The sequence below is a fragment of the Geodermatophilus sp. TF02-6 genome, from assembly GCF_003319115.1.
Classification (GTDB): domain Bacteria; phylum Actinomycetota; class Actinomycetes; order Mycobacteriales; family Geodermatophilaceae; genus Geodermatophilus.
Genome location: NZ_QOHF01000019.1, coordinates 14163 through 32611 on the forward strand (window position 1 = coordinate 14163; position 18449 = coordinate 32611).

An 18449-nucleotide genomic window follows, 5' to 3' on the forward strand; every position below is an offset into this window, starting at 1 on the left:
GCGGCGGAGCGGCGGACACCCGTCCGCGCACGTTCGGTCGAGCCCGAGGAGGTCCCAGCCCCGATGACCGTCGGACCCCCTGGCACCGGGAACGGCCCCGCCGGACCCCTCGCCGGCCTCCTGGTCGCCGACTTCTCCCGGATCCTCGCCGGGCCCTACGCCACGATGCTCATGGCCGACCTGGGCGCCGAGGTGGTCAAGGTCGAGAGCCCGGGCGGCGACGACACCCGCACCTGGCAGCCGCCCGTCCGCGACGGCGTGTCCACCTACTACCTGGGGGTCAACCGCAACAAGCGGTCGGTAGCGCTGGACCTGAAGGACTCCGACGACCTCGCCGCCGCGCGGGAGCTGGCCCGGCGGGCGGACGTGCTCGTGGAGAACTTCAAGCCCGGTGGCCTGGCCCGCTTCGGCCTGGACCACGCCGCCGTCTCGGCGACGAACCCCGGCGTCGTGTACGCGTCGATCAGCGGGTTCGGCAGCGGCCCCGGCGGCGCCGCGCTGCCCGGCTACGACCTGATCGTGCAGGCGATCTCCGGCCTGATGAGCCTCACCGGGGACCCGGGCGGCGACCCCTACCGCGCCGGCGTCGCCGTCTTCGACGTCATGGCCGGGCTGCACGCCACCATCGGCGTCCTGTCGGCGCTGCACCGGCGCGCCGAGACCGGGCTGGGGCAGCACGTCGAGGTGGACCTGCTGTCCTCGGCCCTCTCCGGGCTGGTCAACCAGACCAGCGCGTTCGTCGCCGGCGGCGTCGTCCCGTTCCGGATGGGCAACAGCCACCCGAGCCTGTTCCCCTACGAGCCGCTGCCCTGCGCGGACGGGGAGCTGATCGTCACCGCGGGCAACGACGGGCAGTTCCGCAGGCTGGTCGGGGTGCTCGGCGTCCCCGAGCTGGCCGAGGACCCGCGCTTCCTGCGCAACGAGGACCGCACCGCCAACCGGGAGCAGCTGCGGCCGCTGCTGGTCGAGCGGCTGCGGACCCGCGGGAAGCAGGAGTGGTTCCGGGAGATCATCGCCGCCGGCGTCCCCTGCGGCCCGATCAACACCGTCGACCAGGGGATCGCCTTCGCCGAGGAGGTCGGGCTCGACCCGGTGGTCACCGCGGGGGAGGGCACCGCGGCCGTGCCGTCGATCCGCAACCCGATCCGCTTCTCCGGCAGCCGGCCCACCTACCGGCTGCCGCCGCCGGCGCTGGACGAGCACGGCGCGGAGATCCGCGCCTGGCTGGCGGCACCGGCGCGCGACGAGGAGCGCAGCGCGTGAGCGGCGACCGCCCGGTGTACCCGACGGCGCTGGGCGCCTCGAGCCCGGAGACGATCACCCTGCTCGGCACCGACCTGGCCCGCGACGTGATGGGCGAGGTCGGGTTCGGGGAGCTGGCGTTCTGGCTGGCCACCCAGCGCCGTCCCAGCCGGGGCGAGACCCGGGTGTTCGAGGCGGTGCTGGCCGCCCTGGCCGACCACGGGTTCACCCCGACGGCGATCGTCACCCGGCTGACCTGGCTCTCGGCGCCGGACTCGGTCCAGGGGGCGCTGGCCGCCGGCCTGCTCGGCGGCGGCTCCCGGTTCCTGGGGGTGACCGAGGACTGCGGCCGGTTCCTGCACGACGTGTTGACCCGAGCCGAGGACGGCCTGCCCACCGACGACGCCGGGTGGGACGCCCTGGCGCTGCAGACGGTGACCGCGCAGCGGGCCGCCCGCCGCTTCGTCCCCGGCCTGGGGCACCACGTGCACAAGGACGGCGACCCGCGCACTCCGCGGTTGTTCCAGATCGCCACCGAAGAAGGGCTCTACGGACCCCACCTGTCGCTGTTCGCCGCCATCGGCCGGGTCCACCCGCAGGTGCTGGGCAAGCGGTTGCCGCTCAACGGCGCCGGGGTGTGCGGGGCGGCGCTGGCCGACCTGGGGCTGCCGCTGGAGCTGCTGCGCGGCTTCGCGCTGCTGGCCCGCACCGCCGGGCTGATCGGCCAGCTCGCCGAGGAGCTGCGCCACCCCGTCGCCAACGAGGTCTTCCTGTCGGTGGACCTGAACAACCGCTCGGTCCCGCCCGACCCGTACGTCCCCGAGCTCCTGCCCGCGCACGAGTCCGACGCCGATGGAGGTCGTCATGGCTGAACTGGCCGCGGTCATCGCATCCACCCACCACCCCTTCTACTACAAGACCAGCCAGCTGCCCCCGAAGGACCGGCCGCCGTTCGCCGAGGAGTGGATCACCAAGATCGAGCGGTTCCGCCAGACGCTCACCGCCGCCGAGCCCGACGTGCTGGTCATGGTCGGCAGCGACCACTTCCACCAGCTGTGGCTGGACAACATGCCGCAGTTCCTGGTCGGCAAGGCGCCCTTCTTCGACGCCAACTGGTACAACGAGGAACGCGAGTTCGGCCTGCCCCGCATGCTGCTGCGCGGCGAGGAGGACCTGGCCGCGCACATCCTGCGCGACGGCCTGGACCGCGGCTTCGACCTGGCGTTCTCCAACGAGCTGCGGATCGACCACAGCATCACCTGCCCGATCATCACGCTGCGGCCCCAGGCCGACCTGCCGATCGTGCCGGTCTACACCAACATCTTCGCCCCGCCGCTGCCCCAGCCCCGCCGGTTCGTGCAGCTGGGCCGGGCGATCCGGGAGATGGTCGAGTCCTGGGAGTCCGACCAGCGGGTCGCCGTCATCGGCACCGGCCACCTGTCGCTGGAGCTGGGCGGCCCGCGCCAGTTCGGCGAGCACGGCCCCGACCCCGAGTTCGACCGCAAGGCCGTGGACTGGATCGCCTCCGGTGACATCGACAGCTGCCTGGCCGAGGTCTCGCTGGAGTCGCTGCACGCCCCGGGCAACGCCACCCACGGGTTCATGGACTTCATGCTGATGATGGGCGTTGCTGCCAACAGAGCCGGCGAGGGACAGAAGGCCGACCACGTCGAGACCGTCGACCTGTTCCACACCATGGAGGCCTACTTCACCTGGTACCCGGACGGAGTCCCGGAGCGCGAACCCGACGGACGGCTGAGCAGCGCAGCGAGCTCAGCGAGCGAGGAGCGGAGCGAGTCCGGAGGGGAGCAGTAGACGATGAGCCGGTACCTGCTGGACAAGTTCCTCTACACCGTCGACCGCGACCCCGAGCTGGTCGAGCGCTACCGGGAGGACCCGGCGGGCACGGTGGCCTGGTGGGAGACCGAGCGCGCCAACAAGATCCTCAACTGCGTCGACGCCGAGGACTCGACGTGGCTGGGCTTCACCGAGGAGGAGCGCCGGGCGCTGCGCACGCACGACCACGTCACGCTGTTCGAGCTGGGCGCGCACCCGTTCTTGACGTTGACGCTGTTCATCGCGATGTTCGAGCACGACCACGAGCCGCTGGGTTACGTGAAGGCCTATGCCCAGCGGATGAGCCACATCCAGCTGCCCTATCCCGACATCACCACCTGATGGAGGACCCCACTGCCTCCCGCCCCTCGCGAGCTCGCGCCAGGCCCCGTCCAGAGGCTCGCCGCGAGCCTGCGAGCGGTGAGGAGGACGGGGTCCTTCTGCTGCAGCGGGGCCACTCGTACGCCGCCGTCCTGCACACCCCGGGCGAGCCGCCGGCGTACCGCCCCCACCCCGACCCCGTGCCGGCCGTCGGGCAGACGCTGGTCCGGGTGACGGCCGCGCCGGTGGTGCCGCTGGACCTGCTCTGCGCCTCGGGCACGTCGTACTTCGGTCGCCCGGCCGTGCCCTACGTCCCCGGGGTGCAGGGGGTCGGCGTCGTGGCCGACTCCGCCGCCCACCCGACGGGGGCGCGGGTCTGGTTCGCCACCGCGGCCGGCACGGCGCCCGGCGACGGCAGCCAGGCGGAGCGCTGCGCAGTCGCCGACGGCGACGTCGTCCCGCTCGACGTCGAGCTCCCCGACCCGGCGGTCGCCGCGATCGGGCTCTCGGGGGTCGCGGCCTGGATGGCGCTCACCTGGCGGGCGCAGCTGCGGCCGGGCGAACGCGTGCTGGTGCTGGGCGCCGGGGGAGCCGTCGGCCAGGCGGCCATCGGCGCCGCCCGCTCGCTCGACGCGGGCCGGGTGGTGGCCGTGTGCCGGCCCGGCCCCTCCGCCGAGCGGGCCGCCCGCGCCGGCGCCGACGAGGTCGTCCCCCTGACCGAGGACGTCGACGAGCTGGCGCGACGACTGGCGCGGGCCTGCGGCGGGGACGTCGACGTCGTCGTCGACCCGGTCTTCGGCGCCGCGGCGACGGCGGCCTCCCGCGTGCTGGCCCCGGGCGGGCGGCTGGTGAACCTCGGCGGCGCGTCGGGCGACACCGCCCGGTTCTCCTCGGCCGTGCTCCGCAGCCGCAGCGCGTCGGTGCTCGGCTACACGAACAACGCGCTGACCGGCGAGCAGCGGGCCGCCGCGCTGGCCTGCGCCGCGGCCGGGCGGCTCGCGGTCGACCACGAACTGCTGCCGCTGTCCCGGGCCGCGGAGGGGTGGGCGCGGACCGCAGCCGGTGCGGGACGGCGCGTGGTGCTGAGCCCCGGCGGCTGATCGGCGGCTGATCAGCCGGGCGTGGCGCAGACCAGGACCAGCGTGCCGGGGACGAGCGCGCCCCGGGCCGGCGACCACTGGCCCCACTCCCGGGTGCGCCCCGGCGTCCACTCGGGTTCCACCAGGTCCTCGAGCACGAACCCGGCGCCGACGACGGCGCGCACCCAGTCACCGACCGTGCGGTGGTGCTCGACGTAGACCGCGCGCCCGTCGTCGGTCTCCACGTACGGCGTCCGGTCGAAGTAGGAGGAGGTGACCTGCAGGTCCCCGGGGTCGGGGGAGTCGGGGAACGGCCAGCGGAACGGGTGGTTCACCGACGCGACGAACCGCCCGCCCGGCCGCAGCACCCGCCGCACCTCGGCCAGCGCGCCTCGGGCGTCGGCCACGAACGGCAGCCCGCCGAAGGCTGAGCAGGCCAGGTCCACGCTGGCGGTGGCCAGCGGCAGCGCGCCGACGTCGGCCTGCACCAGGGGGACGTCGGTGCCGGTGGCCCGGTTGAGCCCGGCCGCGCGGGCGAGCATCCCGGCCGACAGGTCGAGGGCGACGACGTCGGCCCCCGCGCGGGCCAGCCACCGCGCGCACGGTGCCGACCCGCAGCCGACCTCCAGCACCCGCCGCCCGGCGACGTCCCCGAGCAGGTGGGCCTCGCCCTCGCGCAGCCCCTCGGGGCACCAGAGGAAGTCCACGTCGCCGAGGTCGTCGCCGTGCTCGGCCAGGTAGGCCGGGGCCGCGGCGTCCCACCACCGCCGGCTGGCGCGCACCGACTCCGCCGTCCCGGCCGGCCGGCGGACGACCCCGCCCGGCGCCGGGTAGCCGTCGCTGCCCAGGGGGAGGCCGGGTACCGGAGGAGTGGTCATGGCGCGCCGATCGTGACACGCCGCCGGAGGTGTTCCTGCGCGACGCCCCTGGTGGACCCGCTCGCGCGCGCGTCCGTAGGATGGAATGACGCCAGAGGTCTGCAGTGTTGTTCCCACGTGCGGGGGACCGCTCTCTGTTGCCCCCTGAACGTCCCCACGGCCCCTCCGGGTCGTGGTCCTGTCCCTACGACTCCCCGTCCGGAGCACTCGACCACATGACCTCCACCCAGGTCCGTCCTAGCAGCACCCCGCAGGTCGCCGTCAACGACATCGGCACCGCGGAGGACTTCCTCGCCGCGATCGACCAGACGATCAAGTACTTCAACGACGGCGACATCGTCGAAGGCGTCATCGTCAAGGTCGACCGGGACGAGGTGCTGCTGGACATCGGCTACAAGACCGAGGGCGTCATCCCCTCGCGCGAGCTGTCCATCAAGCACGACGTCGACCCCAACGAGGTCGTCACCGTCGGCGACGAGGTGGAAGCCCTCGTCCTCCAGAAGGAGGACAAGGAAGGCCGGCTGATCCTGTCCAAGAAGCGCGCCCAGTACGAGCGCGCCTGGGGCACGATCGAGGCGAAGAAGGAAGCCGACGAGGTCGTCACCGGCACCGTCATCGAGGTCGTCAAGGGCGGCCTCATCCTCGACATCGGTCTGCGCGGGTTCCTCCCCGCCTCGCTGGTCGAGATGCGCCGCGTCCGCGACCTGCAGCCCTACGTGGGCCGCGAGCTCGAGGCCAAGATCATCGAGCTCGACAAGAACCGCAACAACGTCGTCCTCTCCCGCCGGCAGTGGCTGGAGCAGACCCAGTCCGAGGTCCGCAGCGAGTTCCTCAACAAGCTCGCCAAGGGCCAGGTGCGCACCGGCGTGGTCTCCTCGATCGTCAACTTCGGTGCGTTCGTGGACCTGGGCGGCGTGGACGGCCTGGTGCACGTCTCCGAGCTGTCCTGGAAGCACATCGACCACCCGTCGGAGGTCGTCGAGGTGGGCCAGGAGGTCACCGTCGAGGTCCTCGACGTCGACCTCGACCGCGAGCGGGTCTCGCTGTCGCTGAAGGCGACGCAGGAGGACCCGTGGCGGCAGTTCGCCCGGACCCACCAGATCGGCCAGGTCGTGCCGGGCAAGGTCACCAAGCTGGTGCCCTTCGGTGCGTTCGTCCGCGTCGACGAGGGCATCGAGGGTCTGGTGCACATCTCCGAGCTGGCCGAGCGCCACGTGGAGATCCCCGAGCAGGTCGTGCAGGTCGGCGACGAGATCCTGGTCAAGGTCATCGACATCGACCTCGACCGGCGCCGGATCTCGCTGTCGCTCAAGCAGGCCAACGAGGGCGTCGTCGGCGACGAGGACGTGTTCGACCCGGCCGCCTACGGCATGGCCGCCTCGTACGACGAGCAGGGCAACTACATCTACCCCGAGGGCTTCGACCCGGAGACCGGCGAGTGGCTCGAGGGCTACGAGGAGGCCCGCGAGACCTGGGAGCGGCAGTACGCCGAGGCTCAGGCCCGCTACGAGGCGCACCGCCGCCAGATCGCCGAGGCCCGCGCGGCCGACGCCGAGGCCGCCGCCGGTGGCAACTACTCCAGCGGTGACGTGGACGCCGACGACACCTCCGGCGGCACGCTGGCCAGCGACGAGGCGCTCGCCGCGCTGCGGGCCAAGCTGGCCGGCGGCGCGTGAGGCGTCGCCGGTCGATCCCGACCGGCACCTGACGACAGGCCCGGGACCCCGCGGGGTCCCGGGCCTCTTCGTCGTCTCCGGATGCCGCGGCCCCGTCCCGGGCTGGTCCCCTTCCGCCCACCGCCGGCCCCGTCCCGGGCCCCGCCCTGAGCCTGCGAGGCGGCCCCTCGCAGGGGCCCGCCGCGAACTTGTGAGCGGTGGGGGGCGAGGGGTCCTTCGAGGGGTCCTTGTCGGGGTCCTTGTCGGGGGTTTTTCAGAGGCTGAGGATGATGGCGAACGCGGTGCGGGGCCGGCCGCCCGAACCGGCCAGGAACTGCCAGGTGTGCCGTCCGGCGGGGGCGGTGGCCGTCAGCCAGCGCGTGAACGCGTTGCGGGATCGCGCGGCTCCGGTGCGCTCCAGCCGTTCGCGGACCGCCGGCAGGTCGGTGCACCGCACGCCGGTGGGGCGGTCGAGCCGGTGGCGACCGGGACCGCGCCGGACGGCTGCGGGGGTCGACGGGGGAGCCGCGTGGGCGGGACGGGACATGGTCGGTACACCTTCCTCGGCGGGTGGAGAGCGCCGGGGGAGAGTTGCCCACGGTGCGGGTGTGACGGGAGCGACGCGCCGGACGACGCGGGCGGCTGTTACCCGTCCGTGATCGTCGCCGGGGTGCTGGCTACGGTCCGTGCATGCTGCGGATCGGGCTGACCGGCGGGATCGGATCGGGCAAGAGCACGGTGTCCGGGCTCCTGGCCGCCCGCGGCGCGCGGGTGGTGGACGCCGACCGGATCGCCCGCGAGGTGGTCGAGCCGGGCACCCCGGGGCTGGACGCCGTCGTCGTCGCGTTCGGGCCGGACGTGCTGACCGCCGACGGGGCCCTCGACCGGCCCGCCCTGGCGGCGGTCGTGTTCGCCGACCCGCAGGCCCGGGCCCGGCTGGACGCGATCGTGCACCCGCTGGTGCGGGCGCGGGCCGCCGAGCTGGTCGCCGCGGCCCCTCCCGACGCCGTGGTCGTGCAGGACGTCCCGCTGCTGGTGGAGACCGGTCAGGCCGCGTCCTACGACCTCGTGCTGGTCGTCGAGGCCGACCTGGAGACCCGGGTGCAGCGGCTGCTCGCCCGCGGGCTCGGTGAGGCCGACGCGCGCGCCCGCATCGCCGCGCAGGCCACCGACGAGCAGCGCCGTGCGGTCGCCGACGTGGTCCTGGACAACAGCGGCAGCGTCGAGGACCTGGCGGCGCAGGTGGACCGCTTCTGGGCCGAGCACGTGACCCCCGCCGTCGGTTGACCTGCTGCGTCGCCCGGCGCCCGGTGGAGGGCGTCGTGCGCGGCGTCGTGCACGGTGGACACCACGACGATCGCCGCACCCGGCCGGCGAGCGGCACCCCGAGACAGCGAGAGGCCCGGGTCCACCGGGCCCGGGCCTCTCCTGTGGTGGGCGATACTGGGTTCGAACCAGTGACCTCTACCGTGTCAAGGTAGCGCGCTACCACTGCGCCAATCGCCCGGTCCGGCCTGCCCGGCCGGGTCCCCCTCCACCGCGCTCGGCGGGGAGCCGAGGTGGAGACGGGATTTGAACCCGTGTAGACGGCTTTGCAGGCCGTTGCCTCGCCTCTCGGCCACTCCACCGCACGCGGGCGCCGGTCTCGCGACCAGCGCCCGAGGTCCCGAGCGGACGACGGGATTCGAACCCGCGACCCTCACCTTGGCAAGGTGATGCTCTACCAACTGAGCCACGTCCGCGCTGTCGTACGAGGAGAACCATACCCGACGTCGGAGGGGGGTTCGCAGGGGGCCCCCGGCTCACCGGCCGCTCGGGTCGGCGCCGCCGTTGGACAGCAGGGTGGTCAACTCGTCGTCCACGTCCAGCACGGAGGACTCCTCGCCGAGCGGGACGACGGTGGCGGTGAGCTGCAGGAACCCGGCGACCGTGCCGCGGGAGGCCTCGAACAGCGCCTCGCCCGAGGGCGCGCGCAGGTGCAGGAAGAGGACGTCGTTCGACGTCCGGGACGGCCACAGCCGCACGTCGCCCTCGCCCGTCGGCCGGTCCAGGCCCGCCTGCAGCAGCTCGCGGCCCACCAGCCAGGAGATGCCCGTGTCCTCCTCGCCGCTGTCGCCGAAGATGATCCGGACGGCGAACGGGTCGCCGACCTCGTAGCTGAGCAGCGCGGGCACCTCGGTCCAGGACCGTGGACCGATCAGGTGCAGGGTCGTGGCACAGGTGTACCCGGGCGGGGAGCTGCTCGTCATGTCGGCTGCAACGACCTTTCCGTCGAGCGGGAAGGGCGCCCGGGCGACTCCGGGCGGATCGACCCGGTGAGTGCCCGCTGCGGGACGAGCTGAACCGTGGTCTCTCCCCGCCGCGCACGGCGCGTGTGACGATGGACTCGTGAGCAGCCCGGCCCGGCGTGTCGGCGACGACTCCGGGGACGCCGACCTCGTGGCGCGGATGCGCGCGGGGGACCGCGGTGCCGTGACCGAGCTGTTCGACCGCTTCGGCCGGCCGGCCTTCACCCTGGCGCGGCGCATCCTCGCCGACGACGCGCTCGCCGAGGACGTGCTGCAGCAGGTGTTCCTCGGCGTCTGGCGCGACCCCGGCGCCTACGACCGCAGCCGCGGCAGCTTCTCGTCCTGGCTGCTGGCCGTCGTCCACCACGGGGCCGTCGACGCCGTCCGGCGTGGGGAGTCCCAGCGGCGCCGGCCGGTCCGTGCCGAGGACGACGCGGGCGCCGCGGCACCCTCGTCGTCCCGGGACGCGGGGGGGCGGCGCCCGGCCGCCCAGCGGGTGCGCGCCGCGCTCGGCGCCCTGCCCGACGACCAGCGGGAGGCGCTCGCGCTGGCCTACTACGGCGGATACACCCAGCGGGAGGTCGCCGCCCTGACCCGGGCTCCGCTCGGCACGGTCACGTCGCGCATGCTCGCGGGCATGCGCCGGCTCGCCGAGGAGCTCGGCGGCACGAGCGCCTCGTCCGGCGGCGGCGCCCCGATCGGGGGGGCCGGGCGGTGAGGGAGGACCGGGGCGGCGCGCCGCGGCGCGGGGAGCACGAGGTCTTCGACGAGCTGGCCGTCGGCTGGGCGCTGCACGCGCTCGAGCCCGAGGAGGAGTCCCTCTTCGCCGCGCACCTGCCCGAGTGCGCACGCTGCCGGCGCACGGTCACCGAGACCGGCGAGGTGATGGGCGCCATGGCCACCGGCCTGACCACGGTCGACCCGCCCGAGCGGCTGCGCGAGCGGCTGCGGGCCGCGGTGGAGGAGACCGACCAGGTGTCCGCGCCGCCTCCCGTGCCGGACCGGCCGGTGCGGCCGGCCCCGGCCGCACCGGCCGGGGCCACCCGCTGGACCGAGCACCCGGCCGCGGCGTCCCCCGGCGTCCGGCCGCCCGCCACCTCGCCCGGCTTCCGGCCGTCCACCCCGGTGGGCCGCCGGGTGCCGCCGAGCGCGTGGCGGCGGGTGCTGCCCAACGCCCTGGTCGCGGCGGCGGTGGCGGCCATCCTGGCGTTGGGTACCTGGAACGTTCTCCTGAGCTCCGCGCGGGACGACGCGCAGGCGACCGCCGCCCGGCAGCAGGAACTGGTCAACGCCCTGCTGACCCCCGGCCACGCCGCCATCGCGCCGCTGTCCGGGAATGACGGCACGCCGCTGGCCACGGTGATCGCCCGCAACGGGCAGGTGCAGGTGGTCACGCACGGGCTGCGGCCCAACGACACCTCGGAGCAGACCTACGTCGTGTGGGGCACCGCCGAGGGACTGCCGGTCCCGCTGGGCACCTTCGACGTCGTGTCGTCGCGGATGGACCTGCGCACCGTAGGCTCGGCCTCGACCGGCCTCGACGACTACACCGGCTACGCCGTCAGCCTCGAGCCCGGTCGCCGGATGCCGGCACGGCCGACGGAGATCGTCGCGGACGGGGAGGTGACCAGCTGAGCGGACACGAGACGGCGGCGCGACCCGTTCCCGAGGCGCCCGGTCAGCGGTGGGCCCACGCTGCGCACGGTCACCGCAGCCTCCGGGAGCGGATCGCCGAGACGCGCTGGCGCCGTCGGCTGGCCGCGCGGCGCACCGTCGACTCCACCTACCGGGTGTGCGTCGGGGTCGTCGGTGGGCTGGTCGTCGCGGTCGGCCTGGTGACGATCCCGCTGCCGGGGCCCGGCTGGCTGACCGTGATCGCCGGGTTGTTCGTGCTGGCCACCGAGTTCTTCTGGGCCGAGCGGCTGCTGGAGTTCACCAAGCGGCACGTCCGGGCCTGGACCGACTGGCTGGGCCGGCAGGCGGCGTGGGTGCGGTTGGCGGTCGCCCTCGTCACCGCGGCGTTCGTCTACGGCGTCCTGCTCGTCACCCTGCACGTGACCGGCGTCCCCACCTGGGTGCCGGGGTGGGTGCCGCTCTGGCGGTGAACGTCCGGTGCCGGGGTGGGTGCCGTTCCGGCGGTGAACGTCCGGCGCCGGGGTGGGTGCCGTTCCAGCGATGGGCGTCTGGCACAATGAACAGCACGGGCGATTGGCTCAGTGGTAGAGCGCTTCGTTCACACCGAAGAGGTCACTGGTTCGAACCCAGTATCGCCCACTCCCGCGAGAGGCCCGGTCCGCGACGGCGGCCGGGCCTCTCCTCGTTCCGCGGCGGCGGCGCCGGCGGAGGGGGACCATGGGGGAGATGTCCCCGCGCCGCACCCCCGCCGTTCCCGACCCGGTCCGCCCGCGGCAGCCGGGGCGCGCCGAACGCCTCGCCGTGGTCCTCGAGCGGGACGGCGCCACCTGCATCTGGTGCGGCCGCGAGCTGGGCGGCCTGGTCGCGCCCACCACCGAGCACGTCGTCCCCCGGGTCAAGGGCGGCCCCTCGTGGCTGGAGAACGAGGTGGCCGCCTGCCGCCGGTGCAACGCCGAGCGCGGGCACCGCGCGCCGGTGGACTGGCTGGAGGAGTGCGAGCGCCGCGGCTGGCGGCCCGACGCGGCCCGGCTCGCGCGGGCGCTGACCGACCTGCAGGCCGCCATCGACCGCGCGGGCGGCCAGCGTCGTGCGCGTCCCCACCTGGACGCCCAGCTGCGCCGGCTGCGCCGTCGGCTGCCGGGTGCGGCGGGCCCGGATCGTCGTACGGTCGCCTCGTGACCGACGTCGTGGGCAGGGTCGAGCAGGTGACGGTCTACCCGGTGAAGAGCCTGGCCGGCCGGACCGTCCGGGAGGCCGAGGTGGGGCCGGAGGGCCTGGTCGGCGACCGGGTGTGGACCGTCGTCGACGCGACGACGGGGGAGCGGGTGACGGTGAAGTCGACGCCCGCGATGGCCGAGGTGGTCGCCACGGGGGACGACGAGGCCGACACGATCACCCTCACCGAGGTGCTCGGTCGTCCGGTGCGGTTGGAGCGCTCCGGTGCCCCGCAGGTGGACGCCGCCGCGGTGCACCTGGTCAGCCGCGCGGCCGTGGCCCGGGCCGCTGCCGGCGACGTCCCCGAGGGCTGCTCGGCCGACGACCCCCGCGCGAACCTCCTGGTGGACCTGCCCGACGGCGCCGACGAGCGGGACTGGACCGGCCGCACGCTGCGCGTCGGTGAGGTGGAGGTCGAGGTCACCCGCACACCCAAGCACTGCCTCGGCGTCTACGCCGAGGTGCGGCGGCCCGGCAGGGTGCGGGTGGGCGACCGCGTCGAGCTGGTCGCCTCCCGGGAGGCCGGTGCGGGGCAGGCGGCCGGACCCACCGTCGTCCCGGGGTGACCCGCGCCGCGCACTAGGCTCGCAGGAGCTGCGTCCGACGACCTCCAGGAGCTCCCGTGTCAGCCGCGCCCACCCTCGCCGCCGCCGCCCCGATCCGGGTGCCGGCCGGGACGACGGCCCAGGACGCGCTCGAGGCGGCCGGGATCGGCATGAAGGGCCCCGACGGCGCGGTCGTCGTCCGCGACCTGGCCACCGGCGACCTCAGGGACCTGGCCTGGGTCCCCGAGACCGACGCCGAGGTCGAGCCCGTGCCGGCCGCCAGCCCGGAGGGGCGCGCGGTGATCCGGCACTCCACCGCGCACGTGCTGGCCCAGGCGGTGCAGGACCTCTTCCCGGGCACCCGGTTGGGCATCGGCCCGCCGATCGAGAACGGTTTCTACTACGACTTCGACCCCGAGCGGCCGTTCACCCCCGAGGACCTGCAGGCCCTCGAGAAGCGGATGCGGGAGATCGTGAAGGCCGGCCAGTACTTCTCCCGGCGCGAGATCTCCGACGCCGACGCGAAGGAGGAGCTGGCGCACGAGCCGTACAAGCTCGAGCTCGTCGACCTCAAGGGAGGCGGTGCTGATGACCCCGCCCTCCCCGCCGCCGAGGGGGCGTCGGTCGAGGTCGGCGGCGCGCAGCTGACCATGTACGACAACCGCGACGCCCGCACCGGCGAGCTGGTGTGGACCGACCTGTGCCGCGGCCCGCACGTGCCGCGCACCAGCAGCATCCCCGCGTTCTCCCTCACCCGGTCGGCGGCCGCCTACTGGCGGGGCAGCGAGCAGAACCCGCAGCTGCAGCGCATCTACGGCACCGCGTGGGAGAGCCGGGAGGCGCACAAGGCCTACCTCGAGCAGCTGGCCGAGGCCGAGCGCCGTGACCACCGGCGGCTGGGGGCCGAGCTGGACCTGTTCAGCTTCCCCGACGAGATCGGCTCCGGCCTGCCCGTCTTCCACCCGAAGGGCGGGGTCGTCCGCCGGGAGATGGAGGACTACAGCCGGCAGCGGCACGAGGCGGCCGGCTACTCGTTCGTCGCCACCCCGCACATCACCAAGGGGCAGCTGTTCCAGACCTCCGGGCACCTCGACTGGTACGCCGAGGGCATGTACCCGCCCATGCACCTCGACGAGGAGCGCGACGCCGAGGGCAACGTCCGCCGGCAGGGGCAGGACTACTACCTCAAGCCGATGAACTGCCCCATGCACAACCTGGTGTACGCCTCGCGCGGGCGCTCCTACCGGGAGCTGCCGCTGCGGCTGTTCGAGTTCGGCACCGTCTACCGCTACGAGAAGTCCGGCGTGGTCCACGGCCTGACCCGGGCCCGGGGGTTCACCCAGGACGACGCGCACATCTACTGCACGCCCGACCAGATGCCCGGCGAGCTGCGCAGCCTGCTCGACTTCGTCCTCGGCCTGCTGGCCGACTACGGCCTGACCGACTTCTACCTGGAGCTGTCCACCCGCGACCCGCAGAAGTCGGTCGGCAGCGAGGAGAGCTGGGAGGTGGCCACCGAGGCGCTCCGACAGGCGGCGCTGGACTCCGGCCTGGAGCTCGTACCCGACCCCGGGGGCGCGGCGTTCTACGGCCCGAAGATCTCCGTCCAGGTGCGCGACGCGATCGGCCGGTCGTGGCAGATGTCGACCATCCAGGTCGACTTCAACCAGCCCGAGCGCTTCGGGCTGGAGTACACGGCGCCGGACGGCTCGCGGCAGCGGCCGGTGATGCTGCACCGCGCGCTGTTCGGGTCGATCGAGCGGTTCTTCGGCGTCCTCACCGAGCACTACGCCGGCGCCTTCCCGGCCTGGCTGGCGCCGGTGCAGGTCGTGGGCATCCCGGTCACCGACGAGCAGGTGCCCTACCTGCGCGACGTCGCGCTGCAGCTGCGCGCCCGCGGCATCCGGGTGGAGATCGACGACTCCGACGACCGGATGCAGAAGAAGATCCGCACCGCCAGCAAGCAGAAGGTGCCGTTCGTGCTCATCGCCGGGGCCACGGACGCCGACGCCGGCGCGGTCTCCTTCCGCTTCCGCGACGGCAGCCAGCGCAACGGCGTGCCCGTGGACCAGGCGGTGGCCGCGATCGTGCAGTGGGTGGAGAGCCGGGCCAACACCGATCCGACGGCCGAGGCGCTGGTGGCCGGATGACCGGTGGCCGGACGAGCAGCAGGGCGGACGGGACCGAGGACCGGCAGGCCTTCCAGGTCGCCGTGTCCAGCGACGACGGCGGCCCGGCCACGGTCTTCGAGCACCTGTGGACGCCGTACCGGATGGCCTACATCCGCGGCGAGGGCAAGCCCACCGGCGCGCACGACTGCCCGTTCTGCCTCATCCCGCGGATGAGCGACGAGGAGGGGCTCGTCGTCGCCCGCGGCGAGCGCGTCTTCGCCGTCCTCAACCTGTACCCGTACAACGCCGGCCACCTCATGCTCGTCCCGTACCGGCACGTGCCCGACTACACCGACCTCACCGAGCAGGAGGTCGCCGAGCTCGGCGCCTTCACCCAGCGGGCGATGCGGGTGGTGCGCGCGGTGAGCGGGGCGCACGGGTTCAACATCGGGATGAACCAGGGCTCGGTCGCCGGCGCCGGCATCGCCGACCACCTGCACCAGCACGCCGTGCCGCGGTGGGGCGGCGACACCAACTTCATGCCGGTCATCGGCCTCACCCGGGTGCTGCCGCAGGTGCTCACCGAGACCCGTGCGCTGCTGGCCGAGCACTGGCCGGACGGCCGGCCCCGGGGGGACTGATGCTCGGCGTCAACGCCCGCGCCGCCGTCGCGCGGTTCTGGGCGCCCGTGGTGACCCAGCTGGTCCGGGCCGGGGTGACCGCGGACGTGGTCACCGTGACCGGCACCCTCGGCGCGATCGCCGGGTCGGTCGGGCTGATCGCCACCGGTCACCTGTTCTGGGGCGCGTTCACCGTCACTCTCTGCGTGCTGCTCGACATGCTCGACGGCGCCCTGGCGCGGGCCCGCGGCGGCGGGTCGGTGTTCGGGGCCGTGCTGGACTCCACCGGCGACCGCGCGGCCGATGCGGCGATCTTCGGCGCGCTCGTGTGGTGGTTCGGCGGAGCCGGCGACAACCGGCTGCTGGTGCTGCTGGCCCTGCTGTGCCTGGTCCTCGGCGTGCTCACCTCCTACGTGAAGGCCCGCGCCGAGGGCTTGGGGCTGTCCTGCGACGTCGGCATCGTCGAGCGCACCGAGCGGCTCATCCTGGTGCTCACCGGGACCGGGTTCACCGGCCTGGGCATCCCGTACGCCCTGCACGTGGCGCTGTGGGTGTTGCTCGTGGGCAGCGCCGTCACCGTCTGGCAGCGCTTCGCCGCCGTCCACCGCCAGTCGCGCGGCCGGCCGCTGGCGACGACCTCCCCACCCACCCCGCCGACGACCTCCCCACCCGCCCGACCGACGACCCCCCCACCCACCCGACCGACGACCTCCCGGCCCACCCCGCCGTCGGAGGGGGCGGTGCCGTGACCGACGCGCCCCGGACGGGGGCCGGGCAGCCGGTCCCGTCCGCGCCCACGCTGCGGCTGGTCCCGGCGCGGCGCGGGCTGCACGCCCGGGCCACGGCCCGGCTCACCGACCTCGGCTTCGCCGCCGGGTGGGGCGCGGTGCGGCTGCTGCCCGAGCCGGTGGCCCGCGGCGCCTTCGACGCCGCCGGCCGGGAGGCGGCCCGGCGCGGTGGGCGCGGCGTCCGGCAGCTGCGCGCCAACCTGCGGGTCGTCACCGGCGGGCGGCTGCCCGACGCCGAGCTCGACGCGCTCACCGCGCGCGCGGTGCGCTCCTACGCGCGCTACTGGCAGGAGGCCTTCCGGCTGCCGCGGCTCGGCACCGCGCGCATCCTCGCCGGCACCGTCGTGCCCGGCATCGAGCACCTGGACCGGGCGCGGGCCGCCGGGCGCGGCGTCGTCCTGGCCCTCCCGCACAGCGGCAACTGGGACGCTGCCGGCGTGTGGTTCGTCGACTGGCTGGGCGGGCCGTTCCTGACCGTCGCCGAGCGCCTGCGCCCCGAGTCGCTGTACCGGCGCTTCCTCGACTACCGCGAGTCGCTGGGCATGCGGGTGGTCCCGCTGACCGGCGGGCCGCGATCGAGCTCGGCCGTCCTGCGCGAGTGGCTGGACGGCGGCGGCTCGGCCTGCCTGCTGGTCGACCGCGACCTGGGCGCCGACGGCGTCCCGGTCGAGTTCTTCGGCCGGCCGGCGACGATGCCCGGCGGCCCGGCGCTGCTGGCCGCGCAGACCGGTGCCTCGCTGCACCCGGTGGTCTGCCGGTTCACCGACCGCGGGTGGCGGCTCGACGTCGGCGCCGAGGTGCCGGTCGACGGGCCCGGCCGCCTGCGCGAGCGCGTCACGGCGGGGATGCAGGGGGTCGCCGACTTCTTCACCGACGTCATCGCGCAGCGCCCCGAGGACTGGCACGTGCCGGGCCGGGTCTGGGCCGACGTCCCGCCCGACCCGGCGCGCGGCCCGGCTCCGTCGGGCCCGTCGAACCGGACCGGGTCGGAGCGCCCCTGATGCGGATCGGGCTGGTCTGCCCCTACCAGTGGGACGTCCCCGGCGGCGTCCAGTACCACGTGCGCGACCTCGCCGAGACGCTGCGCGCGACGGGCCACCACGTGGAGGTGCTCACCCCGGCCGAGCGCGAGGAGTCGCTGCCCGCCGAGCACGTCACCTGGGCCGGGCGCACCGTGCCGATCCCGTACAACGGCTCGATGGCCAGCGTGCAGTTCGGGCCGGTCTCGGCGGCGCGGGTGCGCCGCTGGCTGCGCGAGGGGCACTTCGACGTCGTCCACGTGCACGACCCGGCGCCGCCGTCGATCGGCCTGCTGGTCTGCATGATCGCCACCGGGCCGATCGTGGCCACCTTCCACGCGGCGACCACCCGGTCGAAGTGGCTGGCCGCCTGGGGGCCGGTGATCCGCCCGTGGCTGGAGAAGATCACCGGCCGGATCGCCGTCTCCGACTTCGCCCGCCGGGTCCAGGTGGAGCACCTGGGCGGCGACGCGGTGATCATCCCCAACGGGGTGCACGTCGCCGCGTTCGCCGAGGGCCCGACCCTGCCCGGTCGCACCCGCGGCGTCGACGGGCCGACCATCGGCTTCCTCGGCCGCTACGAGGAGCCGCGCAAGGGCCTGCCGGTGCTGCTGGAGGCGATGCGTGCCGTGGTGCGGCGGCACCCGGGCGCGCAGCTGCTCATCGCCGGCCGCGGGGACCCCGACGCCGTGCACGGCCTGCTGGACGACGACCTGCGGCCGCACGTGTCGCTGCTCGGCGAGCTCTCCGAGGAGGACAAGGCCGCCTTCCTGCGGTCGGTGGACGTCTACTGCGCGCCCAACCTGCTGGGGGAGTCCTTCGGCATCGTCCTCATCGAGGCGATGGCCGCCGGCGCGCCGATCGTCGCCAGCGACCTCGACGCCTTCGCCACGGTCCTGGAGGACGGCGCCGCGGGCGTGCTGGTGCGCCGCGGCGACGCCCGCGAGCTGGCCCGCGCGCTGGGCGACCTGCTCGCCGACCCGCAGCGGCGGGCCCGGCTCTCGGCCACCGGCACCCGGGTGGCCGCGGCCTACGACTGGTCGGTGGTCGCCCGCCGCGTCCTCGACGTGTACGAGACCGTCGCCCTCCTCGGTAGCGGCGAGGTCACCGCGCAGGACGACGACCCGGGGCTCGCCGCGGTCCCCGGCGTGTCGGGCGGTGAGCCCGACGGCGCCCCGCTGCGGACGGTCCTGCGCCGGTGGGTACAGCGATAGCCT

The 18449-nt window shown here is 74.7% G+C and carries 20 protein-coding genes and 4 tRNA genes; 18 read left to right on the forward strand and 6 right to left on the reverse strand.

Translation table 11 applies throughout. The features are described from left to right. Positions 1-63 precede the first annotated feature (63 nt). The 5 genes from DQ238_RS16585 to DQ238_RS16605 all read left to right on the forward strand — a co-directional run bounded on the left by DQ238_RS16585 (position 64) and on the right by DQ238_RS16605 (position 4499). Positions 64-1263: a CaiB/BaiF CoA-transferase family protein gene (locus tag DQ238_RS16585; RefSeq protein ID WP_113782377.1), complete on the forward strand. Its 1200-nt coding sequence runs from the start codon at positions 64-66 to the stop codon at positions 1261-1263. Continuing rightward, a complete protein-coding gene (locus DQ238_RS16590; RefSeq protein ID WP_113782378.1) occupies positions 1260-2114 on the forward strand; it encodes a citryl-CoA lyase in 855 nt (284 codons plus the stop codon). Before DQ238_RS16585 ends, DQ238_RS16590 begins: the two co-directional genes overlap by 4 nt. Continuing rightward, entirely contained in the window at positions 2107-3057 is a 951-nt protein-coding gene (locus DQ238_RS16595; protein ID WP_113782447.1) for an extradiol ring-cleavage dioxygenase, read from the forward strand. The genes DQ238_RS16590 and DQ238_RS16595 overlap by 8 nt, the downstream gene beginning before the upstream one ends. 3 nt (positions 3058-3060) lie before the next feature. Further along, positions 3061-3420, forward strand: coding sequence for a hypothetical protein (locus tag DQ238_RS16600; protein ID WP_113782379.1), 360 nt, complete (start codon positions 3061-3063; stop codon positions 3418-3420). 179 nt (positions 3421-3599) lie between these two features. Continuing rightward, positions 3600-4499: a zinc-binding dehydrogenase gene (locus DQ238_RS16605; protein ID WP_233496032.1), complete on the forward strand. Its 900-nt coding sequence runs from the start codon at positions 3600-3602 to the stop codon at positions 4497-4499. A gap of 11 nt (positions 4500-4510) precedes the next feature. On the opposite strand, the gene DQ238_RS16610 is transcribed toward DQ238_RS16605, so the two are convergent. Next, positions 4511-5356: a class I SAM-dependent methyltransferase gene (locus tag DQ238_RS16610; protein ID WP_113782381.1), complete on the reverse strand. Its 846-nt coding sequence runs from the start codon at positions 5354-5356 to the stop codon at positions 4511-4513. A gap of 215 nt (positions 5357-5571) precedes the next feature. Between DQ238_RS16610 and rpsA the strand changes: the two genes are divergently transcribed. Continuing rightward, positions 5572-7032 (forward strand): 30S ribosomal protein S1, encoded by a 1461-nt coding sequence (rpsA, locus tag DQ238_RS16615; protein WP_113782382.1) that lies wholly within the window; start codon positions 5572-5574, stop codon positions 7030-7032. A gap of 253 nt (positions 7033-7285) precedes the next feature. Here rpsA and DQ238_RS16620 read toward each other — a convergent pair whose 3' ends face one another. Further along, positions 7286-7558, reverse strand: a complete 273-nt coding sequence (locus DQ238_RS16620) for a hypothetical protein (protein ID WP_113782383.1) — start codon at positions 7556-7558, stop codon at positions 7286-7288. 143 nt (positions 7559-7701) lie between these two features. Between DQ238_RS16620 and coaE the strand changes: the two genes are divergently transcribed. Then, positions 7702-8298, forward strand: a complete 597-nt coding sequence (gene coaE / locus DQ238_RS16625; protein ID WP_113782384.1) for a dephospho-CoA kinase — start codon at positions 7702-7704, stop codon at positions 8296-8298. A 144-nt stretch (positions 8299-8442) separates the two neighbouring features. On the opposite strand, the gene DQ238_RS16630 is transcribed toward coaE, so the two are convergent. The 4 genes from DQ238_RS16630 to DQ238_RS16645 form a co-directional block, all read right to left on the reverse strand. Beyond that, positions 8443-8517, reverse strand: a tRNA-Val gene (locus DQ238_RS16630). 51 nt (positions 8518-8568) lie between these two features. After that, positions 8569-8639 (reverse strand) — tRNA-Cys (locus DQ238_RS16635). 41 nt (positions 8640-8680) lie between these two features. Next, positions 8681-8753, reverse strand: a tRNA-Gly gene (locus DQ238_RS16640). Positions 8754-8813: 60 nt separating this feature from the next. After that, entirely contained in the window at positions 8814-9260 is a 447-nt protein-coding gene (locus DQ238_RS16645) for an SsgA family sporulation/cell division regulator (RefSeq protein ID WP_113782385.1), read from the reverse strand. 139 nt (positions 9261-9399) lie between these two features. On the opposite strand from DQ238_RS16645, the gene DQ238_RS16650 reads away from it, so the two are divergent. From DQ238_RS16650 to DQ238_RS16700, 11 genes are all read left to right on the forward strand, one after another. Then, positions 9400-10017: a sigma-70 family RNA polymerase sigma factor gene (locus DQ238_RS16650; RefSeq protein WP_233496033.1), complete on the forward strand. Its 618-nt coding sequence runs from the start codon at positions 9400-9402 to the stop codon at positions 10015-10017. Next, entirely contained in the window at positions 10014-10934 is a 921-nt protein-coding gene (locus DQ238_RS16655) for an anti-sigma factor (RefSeq protein ID WP_113782386.1), read from the forward strand. The genes DQ238_RS16650 and DQ238_RS16655 overlap by 4 nt, the downstream gene beginning before the upstream one ends. Positions 10935-11053: 119 nt before the next feature. Beyond that, positions 11054-11404, forward strand: coding sequence for a TIGR02611 family protein (locus tag DQ238_RS16660; RefSeq protein ID WP_255418065.1), 351 nt, complete (start codon positions 11054-11056; stop codon positions 11402-11404). 97 nt (positions 11405-11501) lie between these two features. After that, positions 11502-11573, forward strand: a tRNA-Val gene (locus DQ238_RS16665). An 87-nt stretch (positions 11574-11660) separates the two neighbouring features. Then, positions 11661-12113 carry an HNH endonuclease gene (locus DQ238_RS16670; protein ID WP_233496035.1) on the forward strand — a complete coding sequence of 151 codons (453 nt, stop codon included), beginning with the start codon at positions 11661-11663 and terminating at the stop codon, positions 12111-12113. Further along, entirely contained in the window at positions 12110-12715 is a 606-nt protein-coding gene (locus DQ238_RS16675; protein WP_113782388.1) for an MOSC N-terminal beta barrel domain-containing protein, read from the forward strand. The genes DQ238_RS16670 and DQ238_RS16675 overlap by 4 nt, the downstream gene beginning before the upstream one ends. A 56-nt stretch (positions 12716-12771) precedes the next feature. After that, the gene (gene thrS, locus DQ238_RS16680) at positions 12772-14844 is read left to right on the forward strand and encodes a threonine--tRNA ligase (protein WP_113782389.1); all 2073 of its coding nucleotides are present in this window, start codon (positions 12772-12774) and stop codon (positions 14842-14844) included. After that, positions 14841-15446 carry an HIT domain-containing protein gene (locus tag DQ238_RS16685; RefSeq protein ID WP_199506408.1) on the forward strand — a complete coding sequence of 202 codons (606 nt, stop codon included), beginning with the start codon at positions 14841-14843 and terminating at the stop codon, positions 15444-15446. The genes thrS and DQ238_RS16685 overlap by 4 nt, the downstream gene beginning before the upstream one ends. Continuing rightward, the gene (gene pgsA / locus DQ238_RS16690; RefSeq protein WP_113782390.1) at positions 15446-16174 is read left to right on the forward strand and encodes a phosphatidylinositol phosphate synthase; all 729 of its coding nucleotides are present in this window, start codon (positions 15446-15448) and stop codon (positions 16172-16174) included. The genes DQ238_RS16685 and pgsA overlap by 1 nt, the downstream gene beginning before the upstream one ends. Continuing rightward, complete coding sequence (locus DQ238_RS16695; protein ID WP_113782391.1) at positions 16171-17214, forward strand: phosphatidylinositol mannoside acyltransferase; 1044 nt, start codon at positions 16171-16173, stop codon at positions 17212-17214. The genes pgsA and DQ238_RS16695 overlap by 4 nt, the downstream gene beginning before the upstream one ends. Continuing rightward, entirely contained in the window at positions 17214-18446 is a 1233-nt protein-coding gene (locus DQ238_RS16700; RefSeq protein ID WP_113782392.1) for a glycosyltransferase family 4 protein, read from the forward strand. The genes DQ238_RS16695 and DQ238_RS16700 overlap by 1 nt, the downstream gene beginning before the upstream one ends. Positions 18447-18449: the final 3 nt, after the last annotated feature.